At 32.6% G+C, this 23,662-nt stretch carries 19 protein-coding genes; 12 read left to right on the top strand and 7 right to left on the bottom strand.

The window, feature by feature from the left end; translation table 11 throughout:
• The first annotated feature begins 2 nt into the window (after nucleotides 1-2).
• The 3 genes from ACM55K_RS10175 (at nucleotide 3) to ACM55K_RS10165 (ending at nucleotide 2,995) form a co-directional block, all read left to right on the top strand.
• The gene (locus ACM55K_RS10175; RefSeq protein WP_416850122.1) at nucleotides 3-698 is read left to right on the top strand and encodes a YiaD family glycine zipper/OmpA-like lipoprotein; all 696 of its coding nucleotides are present in this window, start codon (nucleotides 3-5) and stop codon (nucleotides 696-698) included.
• Nucleotides 699-802: 104 nt separating this feature from the next.
• Complete coding sequence (locus ACM55K_RS10170) at nucleotides 803-1,747, top strand: ABC transporter ATP-binding protein (protein ID WP_416850121.1); 945 nt, start codon at nucleotides 803-805, stop codon at nucleotides 1,745-1,747.
• A gap of 240 nt (nucleotides 1,748-1,987) precedes the next feature.
• A complete protein-coding gene (locus tag ACM55K_RS10165) occupies nucleotides 1,988-2,995 on the top strand; it encodes a 3-oxoacyl-ACP synthase III family protein (RefSeq protein ID WP_416850120.1) in 1,008 nt (335 codons plus the stop codon).
• Between the two features lie 92 nt (nucleotides 2,996-3,087).
• Here ACM55K_RS10165 and ACM55K_RS10160 read toward each other — a convergent pair whose 3' ends face one another.
• The gene (locus ACM55K_RS10160) at nucleotides 3,088-5,457 is read right to left on the bottom strand and encodes a TonB-dependent receptor (protein ID WP_416850119.1); all 2,370 of its coding nucleotides are present in this window, start codon (nucleotides 5,455-5,457) and stop codon (nucleotides 3,088-3,090) included.
• Nucleotides 5,458-5,745: 288 nt separating this feature from the next.
• On the opposite strand from ACM55K_RS10160, the gene argS reads away from it, so the two are divergent.
• The 4 genes from argS to ACM55K_RS10140 all read left to right on the top strand — a co-directional run bounded on the left by argS (nucleotide 5,746) and on the right by ACM55K_RS10140 (nucleotide 10,567).
• Nucleotides 5,746-7,524: an arginine--tRNA ligase gene (gene argS / locus ACM55K_RS10155; protein ID WP_416850118.1), complete on the top strand. Its 1,779-nt coding sequence runs from the start codon at nucleotides 5,746-5,748 to the stop codon at nucleotides 7,522-7,524.
• Nucleotides 7,525-7,600: 76 nt separating this feature from the next.
• On the top strand, nucleotides 7,601-8,068 hold the full coding sequence (locus ACM55K_RS10150; protein WP_416850117.1) for a hypothetical protein: 468 nt from the start codon (nucleotides 7,601-7,603) through the stop codon (nucleotides 8,066-8,068).
• Nucleotides 8,069-8,198: 130 nt separating this feature from the next.
• Nucleotides 8,199-9,548, top strand: a complete 1,350-nt coding sequence (gene ffh / locus ACM55K_RS10145; RefSeq protein WP_416850116.1) for a signal recognition particle protein — start codon at nucleotides 8,199-8,201, stop codon at nucleotides 9,546-9,548.
• A gap of 131 nt (nucleotides 9,549-9,679) precedes the next feature.
• Nucleotides 9,680-10,567, top strand: coding sequence for a bifunctional 5,10-methylenetetrahydrofolate dehydrogenase/5,10-methenyltetrahydrofolate cyclohydrolase (locus ACM55K_RS10140; protein ID WP_416850115.1), 888 nt, complete (start codon nucleotides 9,680-9,682; stop codon nucleotides 10,565-10,567).
• 214 nt (nucleotides 10,568-10,781) lie between these two features.
• Here ACM55K_RS10140 and ACM55K_RS10135 read toward each other — a convergent pair whose 3' ends face one another.
• On the bottom strand, nucleotides 10,782-13,022 hold the full coding sequence (locus ACM55K_RS10135) for a response regulator (protein WP_416850114.1): 2,241 nt from the start codon (nucleotides 13,020-13,022) through the stop codon (nucleotides 10,782-10,784).
• A gap of 434 nt (nucleotides 13,023-13,456) precedes the next feature.
• On the opposite strand from ACM55K_RS10135, the gene ACM55K_RS10130 reads away from it, so the two are divergent.
• From ACM55K_RS10130 to ACM55K_RS10120, 3 genes are read left to right on the top strand one after another with little or no spacing between them, the layout of a single operon-like run.
• Nucleotides 13,457-14,071 carry a hypothetical protein gene (locus tag ACM55K_RS10130; RefSeq protein WP_416850113.1) on the top strand — a complete coding sequence of 205 codons (615 nt, stop codon included), beginning with the start codon at nucleotides 13,457-13,459 and terminating at the stop codon, nucleotides 14,069-14,071.
• Between the two features lie 2 nt (nucleotides 14,072-14,073).
• Nucleotides 14,074-14,367: a winged helix-turn-helix domain-containing protein gene (locus ACM55K_RS10125; RefSeq protein ID WP_416850112.1), complete on the top strand. Its 294-nt coding sequence runs from the start codon at nucleotides 14,074-14,076 to the stop codon at nucleotides 14,365-14,367.
• 54 nt (nucleotides 14,368-14,421) lie between these two features.
• Nucleotides 14,422-15,807 (top strand): DUF4153 domain-containing protein, encoded by a 1,386-nt coding sequence (locus ACM55K_RS10120; RefSeq protein WP_416850111.1) that lies wholly within the window; start codon nucleotides 14,422-14,424, stop codon nucleotides 15,805-15,807.
• A gap of 80 nt (nucleotides 15,808-15,887) precedes the next feature.
• On the opposite strand, the gene rluF is transcribed toward ACM55K_RS10120, so the two are convergent.
• From rluF to ACM55K_RS10100, 4 genes are all read right to left on the bottom strand, one after another.
• On the bottom strand, nucleotides 15,888-16,700 hold the full coding sequence (gene rluF, locus ACM55K_RS10115; protein WP_416850110.1) for a 23S rRNA pseudouridine(2604) synthase RluF: 813 nt from the start codon (nucleotides 16,698-16,700) through the stop codon (nucleotides 15,888-15,890).
• A gap of 96 nt (nucleotides 16,701-16,796) precedes the next feature.
• A complete protein-coding gene (locus tag ACM55K_RS10110; protein ID WP_416850109.1) occupies nucleotides 16,797-17,645 on the bottom strand; it encodes an alpha/beta fold hydrolase in 849 nt (282 codons plus the stop codon).
• 37 nt (nucleotides 17,646-17,682) lie between these two features.
• Nucleotides 17,683-18,462 (bottom strand): zinc ribbon domain-containing protein, encoded by a 780-nt coding sequence (locus ACM55K_RS10105; RefSeq protein WP_416843033.1) that lies wholly within the window; start codon nucleotides 18,460-18,462, stop codon nucleotides 17,683-17,685.
• A gap of 3 nt (nucleotides 18,463-18,465) precedes the next feature.
• On the bottom strand, nucleotides 18,466-19,560 hold the full coding sequence (locus ACM55K_RS10100; protein WP_416850108.1) for a Nif3-like dinuclear metal center hexameric protein: 1,095 nt from the start codon (nucleotides 19,558-19,560) through the stop codon (nucleotides 18,466-18,468).
• A gap of 117 nt (nucleotides 19,561-19,677) precedes the next feature.
• On the opposite strand from ACM55K_RS10100, the gene lpxK reads away from it, so the two are divergent.
• The gene (lpxK, locus tag ACM55K_RS10095; RefSeq protein WP_416850107.1) at nucleotides 19,678-20,703 is read left to right on the top strand and encodes a tetraacyldisaccharide 4'-kinase; all 1,026 of its coding nucleotides are present in this window, start codon (nucleotides 19,678-19,680) and stop codon (nucleotides 20,701-20,703) included.
• Nucleotides 20,675-21,487: a purine-nucleoside phosphorylase gene (locus ACM55K_RS10090; RefSeq protein WP_416850106.1), complete on the top strand. Its 813-nt coding sequence runs from the start codon at nucleotides 20,675-20,677 to the stop codon at nucleotides 21,485-21,487. The genes lpxK and ACM55K_RS10090 overlap by 29 nt, the downstream gene beginning before the upstream one ends.
• Nucleotides 21,488-21,490: 3 nt before the next feature.
• Here the strand turns inward: ACM55K_RS10090 and ACM55K_RS10085 are convergent, their stop codons facing one another.
• Entirely contained in the window at nucleotides 21,491-23,656 is a 2,166-nt protein-coding gene (locus ACM55K_RS10085) for an ATP-binding protein (RefSeq protein WP_416850105.1), read from the bottom strand.
• Nucleotides 23,657-23,662: the final 6 nt, after the last annotated feature.

The following is a 23,662-nucleotide window of genomic DNA, read 5'->3' as shown; positions in this document are numbered from 1 at the left end:
ATATGAAAAAGATTTCAATAGTTGCGATAGCAACACTACTAGTTATAGGTTCAATGTTTACCAGTTGTGAAGCATTAAAAAATACAAATAATGCTCAAAAAGGTGCCGGAATAGGTGCCGTTGGAGGAGCTGTTATAGGAGGAATTCTTGGAAACAACCTTGGAAAAGGTGGAAAAGGTGCCCTTGGAGCTGTGTTAGGAGGAGTTGTTGGTGGTGTTGCCGGTGGTGTTATTGGTAACAAAATGGACAAACAGGCAAGAGAAATAGATGCTGCCCTTCCGGGAGCTGAAGTGGTGCGTGTAGGAGAAGGAATTAAATTGGTTTTGAATGAAAATGCAGTGCGTTTTAATACAAACAAATCTTCTTTGACTGCTGAAGCAAAAGCTAATTTAGATAAATTAGTTCCAGTTTTTAAAGAATATCCTGATACAGATATTACAATTTACGGATATACTGACATTACTGGTACACCAAAATATAATTTGAAACTTTCTGGAGAAAGAGCTGCGTCAGTTAGAGATTATTTAGCGAGCAGAGGCGTTTCTTCTACTAGATTTCAAGTGACCGGTTTAGGTATTGCTGACCCAATTGCATCAAATGAAACAGCTGAAGGAAGAACTCAAAACCGTCGTGTTGAATTTGCTATTACTGCAAATGAGAAAATGATTCAAGAAGCAAAAACTGAAGTGAAGCAATAAGCCGAATTTCTATAAAAGTAAAAGCTGTTTCGTAACGAAACAGCTTTTTTTTTGACTTCATTTTTAAATTAAACATTGTAAATTTGCGCTCTTAAATACAGAACATGCTTGAAATAAAAAACATTTCTTTTACCTACATTGAAAATCCCGTTATCAAGAATGTTAGTTTTGAAATTGGTAAAGGACAAAATATAGCTGTAATTGGCGAAAGCGGCTGCGGTAAAAGTACTTTATTGAAATTGATATATGGATTATATGATTTGGATGAAGGAGAAATAACCTATAACAATAAACGAATTCTTGGACCAAAACAGAATCTTATTCCCGGCGAAGATTATATCAAATATTTAGCGCAGGATTTCGATTTGATGCCTTATATATCTGTCGAAGAAAACGTAGGAAAGTTTTTGTCCAATATTTATAAAGACAAAAAGAAAGCCAGAGTTCAGGAGCTTTTGGAAATGGTCGAAATGACGGAATTTGCAAAAGTTAAAGCCAAATACCTTAGTGGCGGACAACAGCAAAGAGTTGCGTTGGCAAGAGTTTTGGCTTTGGAACCAGAAATCATTTTGCTGGATGAACCTTTCAGTCAGATTGATTCGTTTCGGAAAAATGCCTTGCGCAGAAATTTATTCAGTTACTTAAAACAAAAGGGGATTACCTGCATTATTGCAACACATGACAGTACGGATGCTTTGTCTTTTTCAGATGAAACGATTGTGGTTAGAAATGGAAATGTGATTGCAAAAGGAAACTCAAAAGCCTTATATGAAAATCCCACTAATAAATACGTCGCGTCCCTTTTTGGGGAAGTTAATGAATTAAAATTATCTCAATTAATTGAACTGGATGGAGATGATGAAGCGCTTTTATTGTATCCACATCAATTAAAAGTGGTCGACAACGGAAGGATGCAGGTAATTGTGAAACAATGTTATTTTAAAGGAAGTCATTATTTGATTAAAGCCGCTTTTGAAAGAAGGGCCATTTTCTTTGAACATGATTCGGAATTAGAATTGAATCTTGAAGTGACTTTAATGTTAGCCTAAGTAGCAGGTAGCAGTTTTCAAATAATAGATAATCGAATTCAGGTTAATAGGTAATCCCTAGCCCTGATGGAAGCGGCATCCTTTTATTCTCGTTTTTTACGAGAATAAAAGATACAGCGTACAGCAGGAAATAGCTCCTGAAAATTATAATTGCATATTACTAAAAAAGTAGTAATTTGGAACCTGATATTTAGCGTATCTTTAAATATGGATCCTTGATTTTAATAAAATAACAAAACTATGTACCATTCAAAAATAGCTGGATTAGGATTTTATGTCCCTTCCAATATAGTTTCCAATGACGATTTGTCGAAAATTATTGACACGAATGATGAGTGGATTCAGGAGCGTACCGGGATTCAAGAAAGAAGGCACATTATACGTGGTGAAGACACAACAACTACGATGGGAGTGAAAGCGGCTGCAATTGCTATTGAGCGCTCCGGTGTTGCGAAAGAGGATATAGATTTTATTATTTTTGCTACCTTGAGTCCGGATTACTATTTTCCAGGTCCGGGAGTTTTGGTACAACGCGATTTAGGTCTTAGAACTATTGGAGCTTTGGATGTTAGAAATCAATGTTCGGGATTTATTTATGCGCTGTCAGTTGCGGATCAATACATCAAAACGGGAATGTATAAAAATGTTTTGGTAATTGGCTCTGAGGTGCACTCGGCAGGATTGGATATGACGACGCGAGGCAGAGGTGTTTCAGTAATTTTTGGTGATGGAGCAGGTGCAGCGGTTTTGAGCAGGGAAGAAGATTTGACTAAAGGAATTTTGTCCACACATTTACATTCTGAAGGACAACATGCCGAAGAATTAATTGTAAAAGCACCAGGAATGGGAGGTCGCTGGGTTACTGATATCTTGGCCGATAATAATCCGGATGATGAAAGTTATTTCCCTTATATGAATGGACAATTTGTGTTTAAGAATGCGGTTGTTCGTTTTAGCGAAGTAATAAATGAAGGTTTACAAGCGAATGATTTGCAAGTTTCGGATATTGACATGTTGATTCCACATCAAGCAAACTTGAGAATTTCTCAATTTATCCAAAAGAAATTTGGATTGACGGATGAACAAGTATATAATAATATTCAAAAATATGGTAATACAACTGCCGCTTCTATTCCTATTGCTTTGACTGAAGCATGGGAACAAGGGAAAATAAAATCAGGAGATACGGTGGTTTTGGCTGCTTTCGGTAGTGGTTTTACTTGGGGAAGTGCTATTATAAAATGGTAATAAATCTTTTTTAGTTATACCGATTTAAATCAGAAAACCCGGAGTTGGCATACTCCGGGTTTTCTTTTTGCAACAAACTATTAAAACTTATCTTATAAAAGTCCACCACCTCCTTGGGTTTCGTTTTTGTCACGTGCTTTTCTTTCAATCGCTTTGTTTTTTCCTGCTCCAAAACGGTAATTGAATCCAATATATGCCGATTGACTTTCCCAGTTGAATTGTCCTTCCAGTTTTTTTGGTTTTGTTCCTTCAAAAGCGAAATGCATCGTATTGAAAACATCGCTGAATCGTGCCGTTATTGTTCCGCTTCCTTTTAGAACCGTATAACTGGTTCCTAAATCCATTTTCCACATCGGTTGTCTCAACATTTGGATTCCCAAATCACGCCCTCTATACAGCCCCGATAATTGAAAGCGTAAGTTTTTAGAAGCCTTGAATGTATTGCTTATACGTGCATTAACGGCTGTTACATTTACTTCAACAAATTCATCAGCTACCACACCTCTTGTTTTTTTGCTATATGCATCAAAGCTGATGTTAGAACTCAACCATTTTGTAAATTGTAAATTTCCTGATATTTCGAAACCAAAAGCATTGTTGTCGTTGAGGTTCGCATAGGATAAAATTAACTTAGAAGGATTAATAGGATTTTCATAAAGAGTTCTTGTAATTTCATCATTTATTCTTCTGTAAAATACACCGGTTGTTATGGAACCAATTTTTGTTTTTCTAGTGTAATTCAATTCGTAAGAATTCGTAAATTGTGGAAAAAGTTCTGGATTTCCTTCTGAATCAATTTGTGGGGTACTCCATTCCCGTATTGGATTCACCTGATCAATACTTGGTCTGTCCACACGTCTTGAAAAGCTTAAATTAAAGGAGTTCTTTTCGCTTGGCGTATAATTGATGTATCCGGATGGATATAGTGTAAATAAATTATCTTCAAAAGTTTCATTATTCTCGTTTATCTTTTTGAATAATGCTTTGGCATCGTATTTTTCGAAACGTGTTCCTATTTGGCCACTCCATTTTCCTATTTGTTTGGAAACATTTGCATAAGCAGAATAAATATTTCTTTGGTAGGAGAAGTCCGAATTATAAGAATTATTTAAAAGGTAATTGTTTTTTGTGTTTTCGATTCTACTTTCTAATCCCAACTCTAGTTTAGTTGTTTTCGTCAGCGGATTAGTGTAGTCTAAATTGATTAAAGTATTGTTTCCTTTGTTCGTAATATAATTAGTGGCTGGAGTGCTAAAAAAAGCATTTTCCTTGTCATCATTATTAATATAATTTACCTCAAGTTCTATGTTATGTCCTTCTTTTTTAAAATCCTTTTTATAATCGAAATTATAAGCCTGTGAGTAATTGTTGTTTTTATTATTGAACAATTGAGTAATATCAGTTTTTGATGGATCAAGAAAATCTACAGTAGTTTTAGAATCTCCCTTTCCTCTATAAATGTTTTGTGTAGTATAAAAGGAGATAGTATTTTTTTCATTTAAATAAAAGTCAAAACCAACTTTCGCCAAATGAGAAGTGTTATTATTCAAAAAAGTAAATTTTTGAAAATCTTCCTGACCTGGTTCTGTTGTTTTTATGAACCCATGATTGGATTGTTTACCAGTATTCAAACCATAATTTCCATAAATATTGAACTTTCCAGTTCTGTAATTCATGTCTACTGAAGAATTTAATTTTGGTGTTTTTCCAAAGGTTACACCATTATTTACACTTCCGTTAAAACCAATTTTACTGTTTTTATTCAAAACTATATTGATAATTCCACTCATTCCTTCCGGATTGTATTTAGCAGACGGATTAGTAATTAATTCAATTTGTTTGATTGATGTCGAAGGAATTTGTTGTAATAATTGGGAAGCTTCAATTGTAGTTGGTTTTCCATCTATTAATATTCGGACATTAGAATTTCCACGAAGACTTATTGCATTTGTCTGCGGGTCAACGCTTACTGATGGAATGTTGTTCATGATTTCTGCCGCAGTGGCCCCTGCTGAAATTAAGTCTTTACCAACATTGATTACTTTTCTATCAATCTTTTGTTCAATTGTGGAGCGTTCACTTACCACTTCAACACCTTTCAATTCAATGGCATCTTCCTCTAACTCGATTGTATTCAGATTGACATTTTTGTCTCCACTTGTTAATGAAATTGTTTTTGAAACCGTTTTGTATCCTATAAATTGTATTTCAACCGTATATTTTTTTAAAGCCAGATTTTTGATAAGGAAAGTTCCTTTGTCCGAAGTTATTCCTCCTGTTACCACTTTGTTCTCTTCTTTTACAATAACATTTACATAAGGAAGAGGGGCGTTGCTTTTCTTGTCGATTACTTTACCTGAAATACTTCCGGAATTTTCCAAAAGTGTTGGTTTGACCGAATTTTGCGCTTGTATCGAAAACACGGTTGCGAATAAGCAGAGTAAAATTAATTTGAGCTTCATGATTTTTTTTTTTGATTAAAAATTGATTGATGATGCAAAGGTATTCATTTATTTTAGATATATGTATTACATAGTACTGTTTTATGAAATTTAACATTTTATTAAAATAAAATGTTACCTAAATAGACTCTTTAATGGATAAATTGTTACAACCACTTTAGAAAAAATAACACAACTGTAATCAGTAAATATTTAAGAGGGATGCTGTCACTAGGAAATTATATTGTTTTCCAATTTTCAAATCGATGCATTATAACTATATTTGCAACCTTTAAATAAATACATAAAATGACATTATCACAAATTCTTACGCCTTCTATTGAAAAAGCTGTTCTGGCTTTATTTGACATTGCTATTGACAAAGTTGAATTTCAAACCACTCGGAAGGAATTTGAAGGTGATATTACGATGGTTATTTTTCCATTATTGAAAGTTATTAAAAGTAATCCTGTAGAATTAGGAAACAAAATTGGTAACTATTTAGTAGAAAACGTAATTGAAGTAAGTCGTTTTAATGTAGTTTCGGGATTTTTAAACATTGTTATTTCTGATGAATATTATTTGGATTTTTTCAATGAAATAAAAGACAATACAAAGTTTGGTTTCGTGACGCCAAATCCTGACGATAAAGCTGTAATGGTGGAATATTCTTCGCCAAACACCAATAAACCACTACATTTAGGTCACGTTCGTAATAATCTTTTGGGATATTCTGTTGCCGAAATTATCAAAGCATCAGGTAAAAAAGTATATAAAACTCAAATCATAAACGATAGAGGAATTCATATTTGCAAATCAATGTTGGCTTGGCAAAAATTCGGAAACGGACAAACACCAGAATCAACAGGTTTAAAAGGAGATAAATTAGTTGGAAATTTTTATGTAGCTTTTGATAAAGCGTATAAAGAAGAAATTGCTCAATTAATTAGTACTGGAAAAACTGAAGAAGAAGCCAAAAAACAAGCGCCAATCATTCTGGAAGCACAAGAAATGTTGCTGAAATGGGAAGCTGGTGATGCTGAGGTTATAAATCTTTGGAAAACCATGAACCAATGGGTTTATGATGGTTTTGCCATTACTTATAAAAATTTAGGGGTTGATTTTGATTGTTATTACTACGAAAGCAATACCTATTTATTAGGGAAAGACGTCGTTCAAATAGGTTTGGAGAAAGGTGTTTTCGAAAAAGATCCTGACGGTTCCGTTTGGATCGATTTAACGGATGAAGGTTTAGACAGAAAAATTGTGCTTCGTTCAGATGGAACCGCTGTTTATATGACGCAAGATATTGGAACTGCCATTCAGCGTGTAAAAGATTACCCAGATGTTGGCGGGATGGTTTATACTGTAGGAAACGAACAAGATTATCATTTCAAAGTATTGTTTCTTATCCTGAAAAAATTAGGTTTTGATTGGTCTAAAAACCTTTTCCATTTATCTTACGGAATGGTAGATTTGCCTTCAGGCAAAATGAAAAGTCGTGAAGGAACTGTTGTTGATGCGGATGATCTGATGCAGGAAATGACAGATACGGCTCAAAAAATTGCTGAGGATTTAGGGAAATTAGATACCTATTCTGCTGATGAAAAAGCAAAACTATACACGACTATAGGTCTTGGAGCTTTGAAATATTATATTCTAAAAGTAGACCCAAAAAAACGAATCCTTTTTAATCCCGAAGAATCCGTAGATTTTGCAGGAAATACAGGACCGTTTATTCAATATACATACGCCCGAATTCAATCGATCTTAAGAAAAGCAAATTTTGATTTTAAAGTCACATCGAGTGTAGTCGAGATGCACGAAAAAGAGAAAGAATTATTGAAACAATTGGAATTATTTCCTGAAGTGATTCAAAATGCGGCTCATAATCATAGTCCGGCTTTACTGGCAAATTTTACTTATGATTTGGTACGCGAATACAATTCATTCTATCAGGCTGTTCCTATTCTTGGGGAAGAAGATTTAGAGAAGAAAATTTTCAGAGTTCAGTTATCTAAAAAAGTGGCCGATACCATCGCAGCTTCTTTTCGTTTGTTTGGAATTAATGTTCCGGAAAGAATGTAATTATAATTTTAAATTAGATATTTAATCTGCTTTTTTTTGTATATTCGTTATGATTGTTGTTGAAAACTAATGAATTATGAAAAGAATCGTTTTTATACCGATTTTGTTCTGTATTTTTTTATTAAATATTGCAGGGACATGTTGTGATGATGACACGATCGCTACTGCTGTTGCAAAAGATGCTGCGCCAGTCGTAAATACTATTAACAATGGAACGTGGAGAATCATCTATTTTTTTGATGATAATTCAAATAAAACAAGTCTTTTTTCGGGCCATACTTTTACTTTTGGATCCAATACTATTCTAAATGCCAATAAAGAGGTAACTGTTTATTCAGGTAATTGGTCGGTACTACAATCGGATGTTGTTGATGATAACTCGGGTAACGACTTAGATTTTTCCATTTCATTTTCAAGTCCGGATCATTTGGTACAGCTGTCAAATAATTGGGATGTTTTTGAAAGAACAACGACAAGAGTGATATTAAGAGACTTAAATAGAGGTACGGGAGTCATTGATTATTTAACTTTCGAAAAGAATTAGATTTAATAGCAGTGATTCTTATATTATATCGATTTAAAACAGTCTAAAAAAGGCTGTTTTTTTTATTTAAATAATCCGTAAAACTTCAAAATCAAATCCTTAAATTTGCACTTCAATAAAATAAAAAATCATGTTCGATAATTTAAGCGATAAACTAGACAAAGCCTTTCATATACTAAAAGGACACGGAAAAATCACCGAAGTAAATGTAGCAGAGACATTAAAAGAAGTTCGAAGAGCTTTGCTTGATGCCGATGTCAACTTTAAAATTGCCAAAGATTTTACCACTAAAGTAAAAGAAAAAGCAATAGGTCAGGACGTGTTAACAACATTACAGCCAGGACAATTATTGGTTAAGTTAGTTAAAGACGAACTTACTGAATTAATGGGTGGTGATGTTGCCGGAATTAATTTATCAGGAAATCCTACAGTGATTTTAATGTCAGGTTTACAAGGTTCCGGGAAAACTACTTTTTCTGGAAAATTGGCTAATTATTTACTTACAAAAAAGAATAAAAAACCACTTTTGGTTGCTTGTGATATTTATCGTCCGGCAGCTATTCAACAATTATATGTTGTTGGAGATTCTATAGGAGTCGAGGTTTACTCCGAACCAGAAAATAAAAATCCTGTCGAAATTGCCCAAAATGCAATCAAGCACGCTAAAGCGAATGGATTTAATGTTGTGATTGTCGATACAGCTGGACGTTTGGCTGTTGATGAACAAATGATGAAAGAAATTGCCGAAGTTCACAAAGCAATTCAGCCACAAGAAACTTTATTTGTTGTCGATGCAATGACAGGACAGGATGCTGTAAATACAGCTAAAGCCTTTAATGATATATTGAATTTTGATGGGGTTATCTTAACCAAATTAGATGGTGATACTCGTGGTGGAGCTGCAATTTCAATTAAATCGGTTGTAAATAAGCCAATTAAATTTGTAGGTACAGGGGAGAAAATGGATGCAATTGATGTGTTCTATCCTGTTCGTATGGCGGAACGTATTCTTGGAATGGGTGACGTTGTGACTTTGGTAGAAAGAGCTCAAGAGCAATTTGATGAAGAGGAAGCAAGAAAAATCCAAAAGAAAATCGCCAAAAACGAATTTGGGTTTGATGATTTCTTGTCCCAAATACAGCAAGTAAAGAAAATGGGTAATATGAAAGATTTGGTTGGAATGATACCAGGTGCTTCAAAAGCTATGAAAGATGTAGAAATTGAAGATGATGCTTTCAAACATATTGAAGCAATTATTCATTCGATGACTCCAAAAGAAAGAAGCAAGCCAGTTATAATTGATGTGAAAAGAAAAGCCAGAATCGCAAAAGGTTCCGGAACAAAAATTGAGCAAGTCAATCAATTGATGAAGCAGTTTGAGCAAATGAGCAAGATGATGAAGATGATGCAAGGCCCTGGCGGAAAGAACCTAATGAAAATGATGGGTGGCATGCAGGGTGGTATGCCAGGCATGCGATAAAAAAAATAGTGTTCATATTCAGGTTTTTAATAATCAGTTTTGAAACACATTATACTATTAATATTTAAGAGTTTAAAGTTTAAGTTTCCAAAACTTTAAACTTAAACTTTAAACTTTTTAAACAAGAAGAAATGCAACTACTAGACGGAAAAAAAACATCGGAGGATATTAAACAGGAAATAGCAGCCGAAGTACAACAAATGAAAAATAATGGTGAAAAAGTACCTCATTTGGCAGCTGTAATCGTTGGTACTAATGGAGCCAGTTTAACTTATGTTGGAAGTAAAGTACGTTCTTGTGAACAAATTGGCTTTGAATCCACTTTAGTGAGTTTACCGGAAACCATTACAGAAGTTGAATTGCTTGCGAAAATCAAGGCGTTAAACGAAGATGATGATTTAGATGGTTATATCGTTCAATTGCCTTTGCCAAAACATATTGATGAGCAAAAAATCCTGATGGCGATTGATCCTGACAAAGATGTAGATGGTTTTCATCCTGCCAATTTTGGAAAAATGGCTTTGGAAATGGAGACATTTTTACCAGCAACTCCATTTGGAATTATGCAATTGTTAGAACGTTACAAAGTAGAAACCGCAGGCAAACATACTGTAGTTATTGGACGTAGCCATATTGTTGGAAGACCAATGAGTATCTTAATGAGCCGCAAAGGATATCCAGGAGATTCAACAGTAACGCTGACTCACAGTAGAACTAAAAACATTGAAGAATTTACAAGAAATGCTGATATTATCATTACAGCATTAGGAGTTCCTAATTACCTTAAAGCCGATATGGTGAAAGACGGAGTTGTAGTAATTGACGTAGGTATTACCAGAGTGGAAGATGCTTCTCACCCCAAGGGATATGTGATTACTGGTGATGTTGATTTTGATGAAGTGAGTAAAAAGTCCTCTTTCATTACGCCGGTTCCAGGTGGAGTAGGACCAATGACCATTGCGATGTTGTTGAAAAACACACTTCTGGCAAGGAAACTGAGAAGTGCTAAAAATAATTAGAATGAAACTATAAAAAAACCAAGATTAAAATCTTGGTTTTTTTATGCAAATATTTGAGGCATATAAATTTTAATAATCCCTTCTTTTCTTCAATCACGGATCGTCTGTTTTGATGAATTTTGTTCTTCTTTTTGCATGCTCTTCTGTAAGTAAACTCGCTTCTTCAGTTTTTTCGAAGAGAAGTTTATTAAACTTTGTAATCGATACAGCAATTTTATATTTGAAAACATTTCAACTGCATTTGTTTAGCTATTATTTCTTCTAAGTTTTTTAAAACAACGGGTTTAGTTATAAAATCATCCATACCTTTAGAAATGGCTTTTACCTTGTCTTCATCAAATGCGCTTGCAGTTACAGCAATAATTGGTATAGGGGTAATTTGATATTTTGGAGAGGCATGTATTTTTTCTGTTGCTTCAAACCCATCCATTTCAGGCATGTGTAAATCCATAAAAATGATGTCATAATCATTTTTATTATAAAGTGTAACCGCTTCTTTTCCGTTAATTGCAATATCTGAAGGGATATTTAGTTTATTCAAAAGTTTATACAAGACTTTTTGATTTATTAAATTATCTTCAACAATTAATGCTTTATTAATAATTACATCTTTTATATCATTGAAGTGAGTTTCATTATTGTCTTCAATTGAAATCACATTTGTATTAATTTTGAATGGAATTTCAAAACTAAAACTCGATCCCCCACTTTCTAAACCTATAATATTTAATTTACTGCCCCCCATTAGTTGCACTAATTGGTTAGAAATTGTTAAACCCAATCCTGTGCCACCATATTTCCTGGTGGTTGTTAAATCGGCTTGTTCAAACGCTAGAAGCATTTGTTCTGTTTTATCGGCGTCTATACCTATACCGGAATCCATGATTTTAAAACTCAAATACTGTAAATCGTCTATTCGATTTAATAAATTCACCTCAAGTTTAACATCTCCATGAGTTGTAAACTTAATTGCATTGTCAATAAGGTTAATCAATACTTGTTGTAATCTTAAATTATCTCCAAGTATGTTATTTGAAATGCTATCATCATAAATAAAATGTAGTTTTATGTTTTTATCAATTATTCGGTATTCAAATAATCTGATTAGTTTAGTAAGTTCTTTTTTGAGATTTATTGGATATTGTTCTACCTTCATTTTACCAGCTTCCATTTTTGAATGATCTAAAATCATATTTACAATACCCAAAAGATGATCTGCGCTGTGTTCCGCTATTTCGATATATTCGGTTTGTTCGCTATTTAATGAACTTGTTTTGAGCATGTTTAACATTCCTATAACTCCATTAAGTGGGGATCTAATTTCGTGGCTCATGTTAGCAAGAAATTGCGTTTTGAAGGTTGCTGTTTTATTCGCCTGCTCAGTTTTCTTTTCTAAAAAAATAATATTTTCCGATAGCTTTTCTTTTAATATTCCGTAACTTATTAATAAGAAATCAACTTCCCTAATTGATGATCTGTGGTTTAAATTGGATATTGGTTCCTTGAAATTAGACTTTATATAACTTGAAATATCTAACGAAAGTAATTTGATGTCTTTTGTGAAATATTTAGATATGTAAATGCATAATATTAAGGCGATAAGAGCCATAAGCAGTGTTTGACATAATTGAGAATAAAATAGGGTTTTTTTTAATTCATTTATTCTTTTTTCATTATGAGCTATAATTTGAACAAATGAACTTTCAACAAATCCATTAATTTGATTTATTTTTCCATATAAACCCTGATTCTGAGAAACTCCTAATTTTGAACTCAATTTTACCAAAGTGTCAAAATCATTTTTATAATCTATAAGAACTTGCTTGGTTGCTGAATCAATATTTTTTTTTTTAAAAGTAGAATTATATAAATTTTCAAATTTTGTAATAGAAGCAACATCTGAACGTAACAAATAATCTTTTTCATGTCTACGAAATTGAAGTAAAGTAATTTTGTTTAATGAAGATTTTTTTTCTAAAAAATGTGCTTTGTTCCTCATTTTACCTTCAATCCCATGATCTTTAAATCCCCGAATTAATGCTGTTTTTTTAAACTGATTTACAACAATATAAAGATTATCTATTTCTTTAGAAAGATTAGTCATAGATGGATTGTTTCCAATGTTTAACTCTTTCGATTCTTTGAAAATTAGATCAATTTCCTTTCTTTGGTTTTTTAAATTGTCTATGTATAGTTTAAGGTCTTTCTGATTATGATTAATATAAAAGTCTTTTTCCTTGTATCCAAACAATAAAAAAGTTTGAAAATTTCTTATGTTACCAGTAAAGTCTTGTGAAATTTGATACGATTTGTAAGTGAAATTATTGAGATGATCAACTTTACGGTCGATATACAGGTAAAACATAAACCAAATAACTATCAAAACAATCATTGATGAAAATGATAAAAATATTTGTGTTCTGAAGTAACGAAAATTGTTGAAGAAAAATTTCAAGTACTTTTTTTTAGATGATGCAAATTTATAGCGTTTATTAAAAAAAACAGATTAAGATACTTCAAACAAAAGGTTAAGTTATTGTATGCTAAATTAAAATACTCAGCGAGTATAGATATTTAATTGAATACAATTTCTTGGATTTATAATTCATATTTCCAAAAGGAGTAAAAGAGACGTTTAATAATTGGATTAGTGTTAAAGGGATTTATTTACCCCTCTTTATCGTCAATCACGGATAGTTTCTGTTGATGAATTCCGTTTTCTTTTAGCGGGTTACGCTTTTGACAAACTAGCTCCTTCGGTTTTGCAGGAAGGTTCACGGAATATTTTAGTTCTTTGATGGAATACTATTAAGTTTTTTGGAAATAAATCAGTTTCTATTTTGAAATCTAAAATTAATTAATAACTTTGTAATTCAAAGTACTTTATTTATGAGTCAAAAACATCAAGAAGATTTATCGCATATTCGTTCCATGATGGAGCGCTCTTCAAGATTTATTTCGTTAAGTGGCCTTTCAGGAATATTTGCTGGGGCAGTTGCATTAGCTGGGGCAATTTATGTATATCAGTTGTTTAAACAGAATGGTATTGAATATTTTGACGGAAAGCAAAAGATGTATAGTTATGGTTTAATAATGGAATTAACTTTCATTGCTTTGTTAATTTTGATTTTAGCATTGGTATTTGGTATATTTTTCACTTTAAGAAAAAGTAAAAAGTTTAATTTACCCGTGTGGACTAATACTACTAAAAAGATGTTACTCAATTTAGCGATTCCTTTATTTGTTGGAGGAGTATTTTGTGTTGCGCTTTTATACCATCAGTTATTTGCTTTGATTGCACCAACAACTTTATTGTTTTATGGCTTAGCGCTTATTAATGCTGAAAAGTATACTTTTTCAGATATTAAATATTTGGGTATATGTGAAATTGTGTTAGGATGTATTTCCCTTTTTTATCTTGGATACGGACTTGTTTTTTGGGCTATAGGATTTGGAATTTTACATATTCTGTACGGTTTAATTATGTTCAAAAAATATAAATAATAATGGGAATCATTGATAAATTAAACAAAGATTTCGAAAGTCGAGTCAGACTAGGCATCATGTCTGTTTTGATGGTAAATGATTGGATTGATTTTACTGAAATGAAATCTTTACTGGATATTACTGATGGTAATTTAGCGAGTCATTCATCTGCCTTGGAAAAATCTGGTTACATAGAAGTAAAAAAAGAGTTTGTCGGTAAAAAGCCAAAAACTTCGTATCGAGTTACCAATATGGGAAGAACCGCTTTTGTTTCTCACTTAAATAGTCTTGAAAAATTAATTAAATCTAAATAGCACCTTTTTTTAACTTAATGCTTTGAATTGCAAAGTACTTTTAAAATTTTTATTATGAAAAAATATCATTTAATTTTAGCTTGTAGTCTGGTTTTTACATTGCTTTTTTACAAGGAAGCAGTAGGAGTAAATCTGGCGATTTTTGGGTTGCTACTGACCGGAATGATTTGCTATTTCTTTCAGGAACGATTTACAAGTCGTTTGCATTTAGGATTAGTCATCACCTCAGTTTTGTCGTGTTTTGCTTTTGCTTGGTATGGCGATTTTGTCTCCTTTTTGGCTTTATCAATGTCTATTCTTTTTTTACAATTTAAAACTCATGAAGTAAAACTTAAAATACTACAGATTTTTCCAATTATATTTATCAACGGATTTGCTTCGTTAGGTCGCATATTGATGTTTAGCCAGTGGCTTCCAAAAAGAGAAATTAAAAATGATTTGACAAAAAAACTCATTGCTTACATTGTTATTCCAGCTATATTTATAACCTTGTTTTTCGTGGTTTACGCTTTCGGTAGCGAACACTTTTCATCTCTATTTACGGATTATACTTTAGATTTGAATGTTTTGGAAGTCTTTCTAATTGCTTTGTTAGGCTTCTATATTTCGTTCAGTTTCTGGAATTATTGGGTACCAGAGATTTGTTATGATAGAAATTCAATGTTAGATAATGATTTTAGTAATGAGACAAGAATGGAGCATCAACAAACTTTTTCATTTCTTGATCTTGATTTTGAAAGAAAGAGTGGTGAAATTACTTTAGTGCTTTTAAATTGTATGATTTTAATTTTTATTGGAACATATAATTATGAACAGTTTTTTGAAGAACAAGTGGTTGTGTCTTTGAGCGCAGCAACACATGAAAGAGTAAATGCTGTTATTTTTTCAATAATAATGGCTGTTGGCGTGATGCTATTCTTTTTTAAAAATGGATTTAATTTTGACAAGAAAGCGAGTAATCTCAAATTACTATCTAAAATTTGGATAACATTGAACGGAATACTAATTATCAGTGCCATTATAAAAAATGTTGAATATATTACTGCATTTGGTTTAACCTATAAAAGATTAGGCGTTTTTGCTTTCCTGTTATTAGCAGTTGCAGGTTTATTAATTACTTTTTGGAAGATTTATAAGCAAAAAACAAATGCTTATCTTTTCAATCAAATGATTTGGTATTTTTATGGAACAATACTTTTATGCAGTTTTGTTAATTGGGGGAATATAATCACCAATTACAATATTTCTGTAAATAAAGGGGTAGAGCCTATATTTTTATCCGGATTAAATTTTAATGATGAAAGCCGTCGAGACTATTTTTTACTAAAGAAATTAAATGGACAATATATTGAACTTACAAGAGAGAAAGAGATTAGTCACAGGCAATCTAAAAACTTTTTATCAAAAGCATTGTACTACGAATTTATAACTAGTAAATAAAAGTAAAATCCCATTCGTTGAACTACCCTCAGATAATGTCTAACTTTTTGGGGGCAGTTCAACGAATGGGATTTTTATTCTTAATAATCTCCTCTTCCTTTAAACCTAGGATCGTCTCTTTTAATAAATTCGGTTCTTCTTTTTGGAGATTCAGTTTTGGGTAAACTCGCTTCTTCAGTTTTGCTCGAAGGTTCAATAAGTTCGTTTAATTCTTTGATTTCGGCATCTGTTAAATCACGGTAGCGACCTACAGGAATGTCTAGTGAAATATTGATGATTCTAATACGTTTCAAAGCGGTAACTTCATAACCCAGATATTCGCACATTCTACGAATTTGGCGGTTTAAACCTTGGGTCAAAACGATTTTAAAAATGGTGGAGCTGATTTTTTCTACCTTACATTTTCGAGTAATAGTGTCCAAAATTGGCACGCCATTTCCCATTTTTTCGATAAAGCGATCGGTTATGAGTTTGTTAACCGTTACGGTATATTCTTTTTCGTGATTGTTTCTGGCGCGAAGAATTTTGTTGACAATATCACCGTCATTGGTCATAAAAATCAATCCTTCACTGGCTTTGTCTAATCTCCCAATAGGGAAAATACGTTTTGGATAATTGATGTAATCTACAATGTTATTGCGAACTTCTAAGTTTGTGGTACATTCGATGCCAACAGGTTTGTTGAAAGCCAAATAAACGGGTTTTTCATTTTTCTCCCGAATTAATTTTCCGTCAATACGCACTTCGTCATCGGGTGAAACTTTTGTGCCTAATTCCGGAACGATTCCATTGATGGTTACACGACCTTCTTCAATGATTTTATCGGCCTCACGGCGGGAGCAATACCCAGTTTCTCCTATGAATTTATTGAGACGTTTTAGATTTTCTTCCATAATGCAAAAGTAGTACTAAATTGTTTAATCGTTTACGTAGTTATTTGTTTATTTGAAAATTAAGAAGTCGGCAAAAGATTTTGCTGATGTATCATTTTACTCCGTTTCAAATAAAAAGCGGGAGACTTTTTCATATAATTCTGCATCATGCATACTATGACCTAAACCTTTTGTTTCGATGAAAACGGCATTTTTCCATGTACTTGCAATTTTTTTACCTTCTTCGAATAAAACTACAGTGTCATCAATATCATGGGCAATAAATCCTTTTATATTTAATTTAGAAGCAAACATCTTACCAGAAAATTGTTCCAAACTGAGTTTGAAATTATTTAAATAATGATCTTCTAAAGCTTTAGAAATTTTAGAATTCAAACTCAACAGGGCAATGTAATTGTGCAAGATTATCTTGAAATCACTAGGCGCTCCCAGAATTACCATTTTTTTAAGCAAATCATTTTGATATACCGACTGATAATACAAACAAGTTTTTCCGCCCATAGAATGACCTATCAGGTATTGAGGCTTAAATTTTTGAACAGCAATATGAATAAATTCAGCATATTTAGGAATGCTAAATTCTTTTCCGCTCGATAAGCCATGAGCAGGACCATCGATGGCAATAATAGTACTTCCCGATTTTTTTAGATAGGGTAAGATATTCTCCCACCGAGAAGCGTTACTTTCCCATCCGTGAACCAAAAGAATAATGGTGTCATTTCCTTTCCAGATATACGTTTGAAAAGAATGCTCATCCAGATGAAACGTCTCTGATTGCGCTTCCTGTAGAATTTCGGGAAGATTAGTTTTTGATAATCTGCCTTCTCTGGGTTCACTAAAAAAGGCATACGCCAGTTGCGATGCTTTATTTGGAAATACAAAACTCAAAAAGTTAATGTACAATCCAATTGATTTAGTGAATATAAAAAACGTCAATTTCTTCATAATAAAAAAGCCTCCGATTAGGGAGGCTTAAATGTAATTAGAATTTAGAAAACAATTGTTCCATTTTCTCTTTTTCTTCGTCAGCAAGTGCGCTGTCGACTAATATTCTTCCTGAATGTTCATCAGTAATAATTTTCTTTCTTGAAGCGATTTCCACTTGTGTTTGTGGCGGAATCGTAAAGAATGATCCTGCAGATGCTCCTCTCTCAATAGAAACAACAGCTAATCCATTGCGAACGCTAGTTCTGATTCTAGTGTAAGCCTTCAATAATCTTTCTTCAATTAAAGCTTGGTATTCAGCTGATTTATCAGATAAAAAAGCTTCTTCTTTAGCAGTTTCAGACATGATAGCGTCTAATTCTGATTTTTTGTGCTTCAAATGATTCGATTTTGCTTCTAATCTTTCTTTAGAATTTGAGATTACTTCTTTCTTGTGTTCGATAGAAGCTTTCATTTCTTTAATTTGTTTTTCAGACAATTGAATTTCTAATTCTTGAAATTCAACCTCTTTAGTCAACGAATTAAATTCTCTGTTGTTGCGAACAGTTTCTTGTTGCTTCGTATATTTTTTGATAGCCTCTTTGTGCTCATCAATTGCATTCTTTTTTGCTTTGATTAGATCTTCGATAACTTCGAGTTCACTTTTCAATTTTTCTGAACGTGTGCTTAAACCTGCAACTTCATCTTCTAAATCCTCTACTTCAAGAGGAAGTTCACCCCTTACATTTCTGATTTCGTCAATTCTTGAGTCAATTAGTTGTAAATCGTAAATTGCTCTTAACTTGTCCTCAACACTTAATTCTTTCGTATTCGCCATATTCTATAAGTACTTAACTGGATTTGAATTTTCTTCTGATAAAATAACTGCAAAATTAAGGATTTTTTTCCGAAGATAGTCAACAATATAATTTTTTGTATAGCGTTCGCTTTCAAAATGTCCAATATCTGCTAATAAAAGTTTATTTTCGGCTTCATAAAACTGATGGTACTTCAAATCAGCAGTCAAAAAAGCATCTGCCCCGGCCTGAATCGCATTTTTTATCGCAAAACTTCCAGCTCCGCCAAGAACGGCTACTTTTTTTATTTCTTTTCCTATAAAGTTGGAATGCCGAATCCCGTCACTTTGCATTTTCACTTTTGCAAAAAGCAAAAACTCTTTTTCTTCCATCGGACTTTTCAATTCTCCAATCATTCCCAAGCCAATATTTTGATGTTGGTTTTGCAAGGCATAAATTTCATACGCCACTTCTTCATAAGCATGGCTTTTGAATAATGCTTTTAGAATTTTATTTTCTAAATGTTTTTCGAAAGTGACTTCGATTTTAATTTCATCTCCTTGCACAAATTCGAATCGCTCACCAACTTGAGGATTGCTGTGTTCATTTCCCATATAGGTTCCAATTCCTTTCGAATTAAAACTGCAATTTTCATAATTTCCAACCGTTCCCGCACCGGCATCAAATAATGCATTTCTTACTTCTTCCGCATTTTCCGGAATCGTATAGGTTACTAGTTTGCGAATGTAATTTTTTTTTGGAATCAGAATTTTAGTGTTTATCAATCCCAAGGCATCACAAAATATTTTATTCACGCCTTCTTGATGGTTGTCCAAAGCGGTGTGAACGGCATAGATGGCAATGTCATTTTTTATGGCTTTAATAACAGCTCGCTCCACATAGTTTTTGCCCGTTATTTTTTTTAAACCAGAAAATAATATCGGATGAAAACAAACTACCAAATTGCACTTTTTTGCAATTGCTTCGTCAATTATATTTTCTAAAGCATCATGGCAGACTAAAACACCTGTCGCTTCTGAATCTTGATCTCCAACCAATAAACCCACATTGTCAAAATCTTCAGCGTAGGCGAGTGGGGCCATTTCTTCAAGTACGGAAATGATTTCTTTGATTTTCATTAGTTTAGGGTTTAAGGTTTGAAGTTTAAGGTTTAAGGTTTTGTCGAGCGGAACTTTAAACATTAGACAAAAGAAACAAAATTTTAAATCAAAGATAATTTATTCTACTTTCGTAAAATGAATTTACTGCGAAAAATACTATTTCCGTTCGCCCTTTTATATGGTTTGATAACGAGTATTCGGAATTTTCTTTTCGATAAAGGTGTTTTAAAATCTTATTCTTTTGATTTACCTATTATTGCTGTTGGAAATCTAAGCGTTGGTGGAACAGGAAAAACACCTCAAATTGAATATTTGATTCGATTGCTTTCTGGTAAATATGAAATTGCCACGTTAAGCCGCGGATATAAAAGAAAATCGGAAGGCTTTATTTTGGCTGATGCCAATTCGAATGCTGCCATTCTTGGAGATGAGCCTTTTCAGTTTTTTCAAAAATTCAAAAACATCCAAGTTGCTGTTGACGCTAATAGAAAAAACGGAATTGAACAATTGCTTGGACAACAAGAAAAGCCAGAAGTTATTTTGCTGGACGACGCTTTTCAACACCGAAAAGTAAAAGCAGGGTTCTATATTTTACTGACTTCCTACGGCGATTTGTATTCGGATGATTGTATGCTGCCAACTGGTAATTTACGGGAGAGTAGCAGCGGAGCGAAAAGAGCGAATGTGATTATTGTTACAAAATGTCCTTCTAACCTTTCGCCAGATGAACAAAATGAAATCAAAAACAAATTAAAGCTGTCGATAAATCAAGAATTGTATTTTACGTACATCGATTATGATGATTGGATTTATTCTGAAAATAAAAAGATAAAAGTTGGTGAAATTAAATGGCTGGATAAAATACTAGTTGCAGGAATTGCAAAACCAGAACCGTTTTTCGCTTATTTACGGCATACAAATGATACCTGTTTGTCTTTTCCGGACCATCATCATTTTACCGATAAAGATATTTTAGAAATTAAGAATTTAGCTCAGGACAGCATTATTATAACTACCGAAAAAGATTATGTCAGGTTAAAAGGAAGTTTGCCAAGCGAACAACTTTTCTATCTGCCCATAAAAAGTTCTTTTATTTCAGGAAGTGAAAATTTTGATAAAAATATTTTAAATTATGTGGGAACAAGTTCAAGAAACCGTTAGTTTTATTAAAGGAAAAATTGATTTTACACCAGAATATGGTGTGATCTTAGGTTCGGGATTAGGGAGTTTTACTGATGAAATGAAAGTAGAATTTACATTGCCTTATAACGAAATTCCAAATTTTCCTATATCGACGGTTCAAGGTCACAAGGGTGCATTGGTTTTTGGAACAATAGGCGATAAACAAGTTGTTGCTATGCAAGGACGATTCCATTTTTACGAAGGTTATTCGATGAAAGAAGTGACTTTCCCGGTGCGAGTAATGAAGTTTTTAGGCGTTGATAAATTAATTGTTTCAAATGCATCTGGAGGAGTGAATCCAAATTATAAAGTAGGTTCTATTGTCATGATTACAGATCACATCAATATGACGCCGAAGCATCCTTTGCGGGGTAAAAACGATGAACGCTTTGGACCTCGTTTCGTAAACATGAGTGAGCCATATTCCAAAAAGATGATCGCTAAGGCCAAAGAATTGGCGCAGAAATTAAATATTGAGGTTCACGAAGGGATTTATCTTGGTTTACAAGGTCCTACTTTTGAAACTTTGGCTGAATATAGAATGGTGAAAATTCTTGGTGCTGATTGCGTAGGAATGTCCACAGTTCCAGAGGTGATTGTTGCTCGTCATATGGATTTGGAAACATTTGGAATTTCTGTAATTACTGATATGGGAAATGAAGAAAGTATTGGGACTATTTCTCACGATGAAGTTTTGGAAGCTGCTAAAAATGCAGAGCCAAAAGTAAGAATTCTTATTAAAGAATTGATTGTAAATTATTAGTCGCTATACGTTTTTAGCAATTACAGCATAGAATTCTTCTGGTATGAATGGCTTTGTAACAACATCATTCATACCAAAGGATAAAAGCATTTCACGATTTTCATCTAATGAGATGGCGGTAAGTGCAATTATAGGTGTTTTAGTATCGAATTTTCTAATTTCTTCTGTAGCAATAGTTCCGTTAATTCCTGGTAAATGGACATCCATAAGAATCAAATCAAATTTGTTCTTTTTCGCTATTTCTATAGCATCTTCACCATTGTCAATTATTTCGCAAAAGATTCCTTTGTTGTGAAGCATTTTTTCGGTAATCATTTGATTGATTTTATTGTCTTCGACTAAAAGTATTTTTTTATTTTTTAAGGAAGAATCATCGTATGTTTTAGGTTTTTCGTCAAGCTTCACTAATTGCGAGCCTAGTTTAAATTGTAATTTGAATGAAAAAGCAGAGCCTTTTCCTACGACACTCTTTAAGTTTATTCTACCGCCCAAAATTTTAATCAATTTTTTTACAATTGTTAAACCTAAACCAGTTCCGCCATATTTACGATTGATTTCTATAGAGCCTTGAGAAAAACTATCAAAAACACTTTGCAATTTGTCTGCCGGAATTCCAATTCCGGTATCAATTACTTCAAAATATAAAGTTGCATTTTTAGCTTCCAAAGAATGAAGTTTTACAATTACGCTGACATTACCATTTTTTGTAAATTTAAGTGCATTGTTAATCAGATTCATTATTATCTGAGATAATTTTGTAGGATCACCAATCAAATAATCCGGAATGGAGGAGTCAATTTCGAGATTAAATGTGTTGTTGTTTACAGTAGCTAATTCTTTTAAAGAGTTTTGTATGTCTTCTAATAATTGTTTCAAATTAAAGTTGATATATTCAATTTCAACCTTATTAGAATCAATTTTATTAATTTCCAGAATTTCATTTATAAACTTTGTCAGATAATCTCCTGAAAATTTTAATGAATTCAGATAGTCCATTTGAGCTTTTTTTGGATTTTCTTCCAATAATAAATGAGCTATTCCGTTTATGGCATTTAGTGGTGTCCGAAGTTCATGGCTCACAGTCGATAAAAATTCAGATCGGGCATTAGAGGCTCTTTCCGCTTTCTCTTTAGCGATTTCCAACTCATTGTTTTTTTCTTTTAACAGTAGATTGGACTGCGTTCTAATGATATTGTTTTTATACAAAGACAAGCTTAGTAAGGATAAAATAGAGATTAACGCAATTGCCAGAATACTAATTAATTTAGAAAACTTATTAGCCTTTTCCTGTTGTTTGTTATCACTGTCTAATTGCGCCAGTTCTTTTAAACGTTCGGACTCTTTAAATTTATCATAATCATCAATTCCCAGTCTTTCGTTGTTTAAAATAGAAATGCTTTCTTTGAGATTGAGATGTTGTTTTAAATAAGAATATGCATTGTTTTTATCCAGCATTTTTTCGAAAACAGAACTTAATGCGAGTAAAATATTTGATTTTTGTTCTAGATTTTCATTTTTTTCATTTAACGCTAATGCTTTATTTAGATAGTTCAAAGCTAGGTTAAATCGGTTTTTTGTAGCTTCGATAGTTCCTATTTGATACAGCGCTTCCACTTTAGAATCTACTATTTCGGGACTCTCAGGTTTTGCAATAATGGTTTTGAAAATTGTTGATGCTAAATCCAAATTTCCTTTTGACTTGCTTATAATTCCTCTTTGAAGCATTATTATTTGAGCAGTATCAGGGATTTTTAATTCATCAAATATTGATTGAGTTTGGTCAAAACAAATTTCGGCATCAGCAAAATTTGCTTTTGCGACATAGCATTTCCCAAGATAATAATAAGAATAGGCATATGCCTCAGTCGGGTTTAAATTTTTATATAGTGCAATGCTTTTATGAAAGGTTTCAATAGCATCATTATACTTTTTTAAATCATAATAAATTTTACCTAAGGAATAGGTCTGATTTGCTTGAGCCAGTGAATTACGAGCTTCTTTAGAATAGTTTATTGCTTTTTGGGTGTAGAAAAGAGCATTTTTGTATTTGTTATTTAAGATATTGGATTTGCTTAAATTACCATAATATGAAATACTATCTGTTTTCTCATTAGCTTGAGAATACAGAACCGAATTTAAAAAAAAGATAAAAATGAAAAGGTATTTCATTTATAA

Source organism: Flavobacterium arabinosi (assembly GCF_048158725.1).
Lineage (GTDB): Bacteria > Bacteroidota > Bacteroidia > Flavobacteriales > Flavobacteriaceae > Flavobacterium > Flavobacterium arabinosi.
Note: the sequence above shows the minus strand (reverse complement) of the source record. Positions and strands in the feature narration are given on the sequence as shown.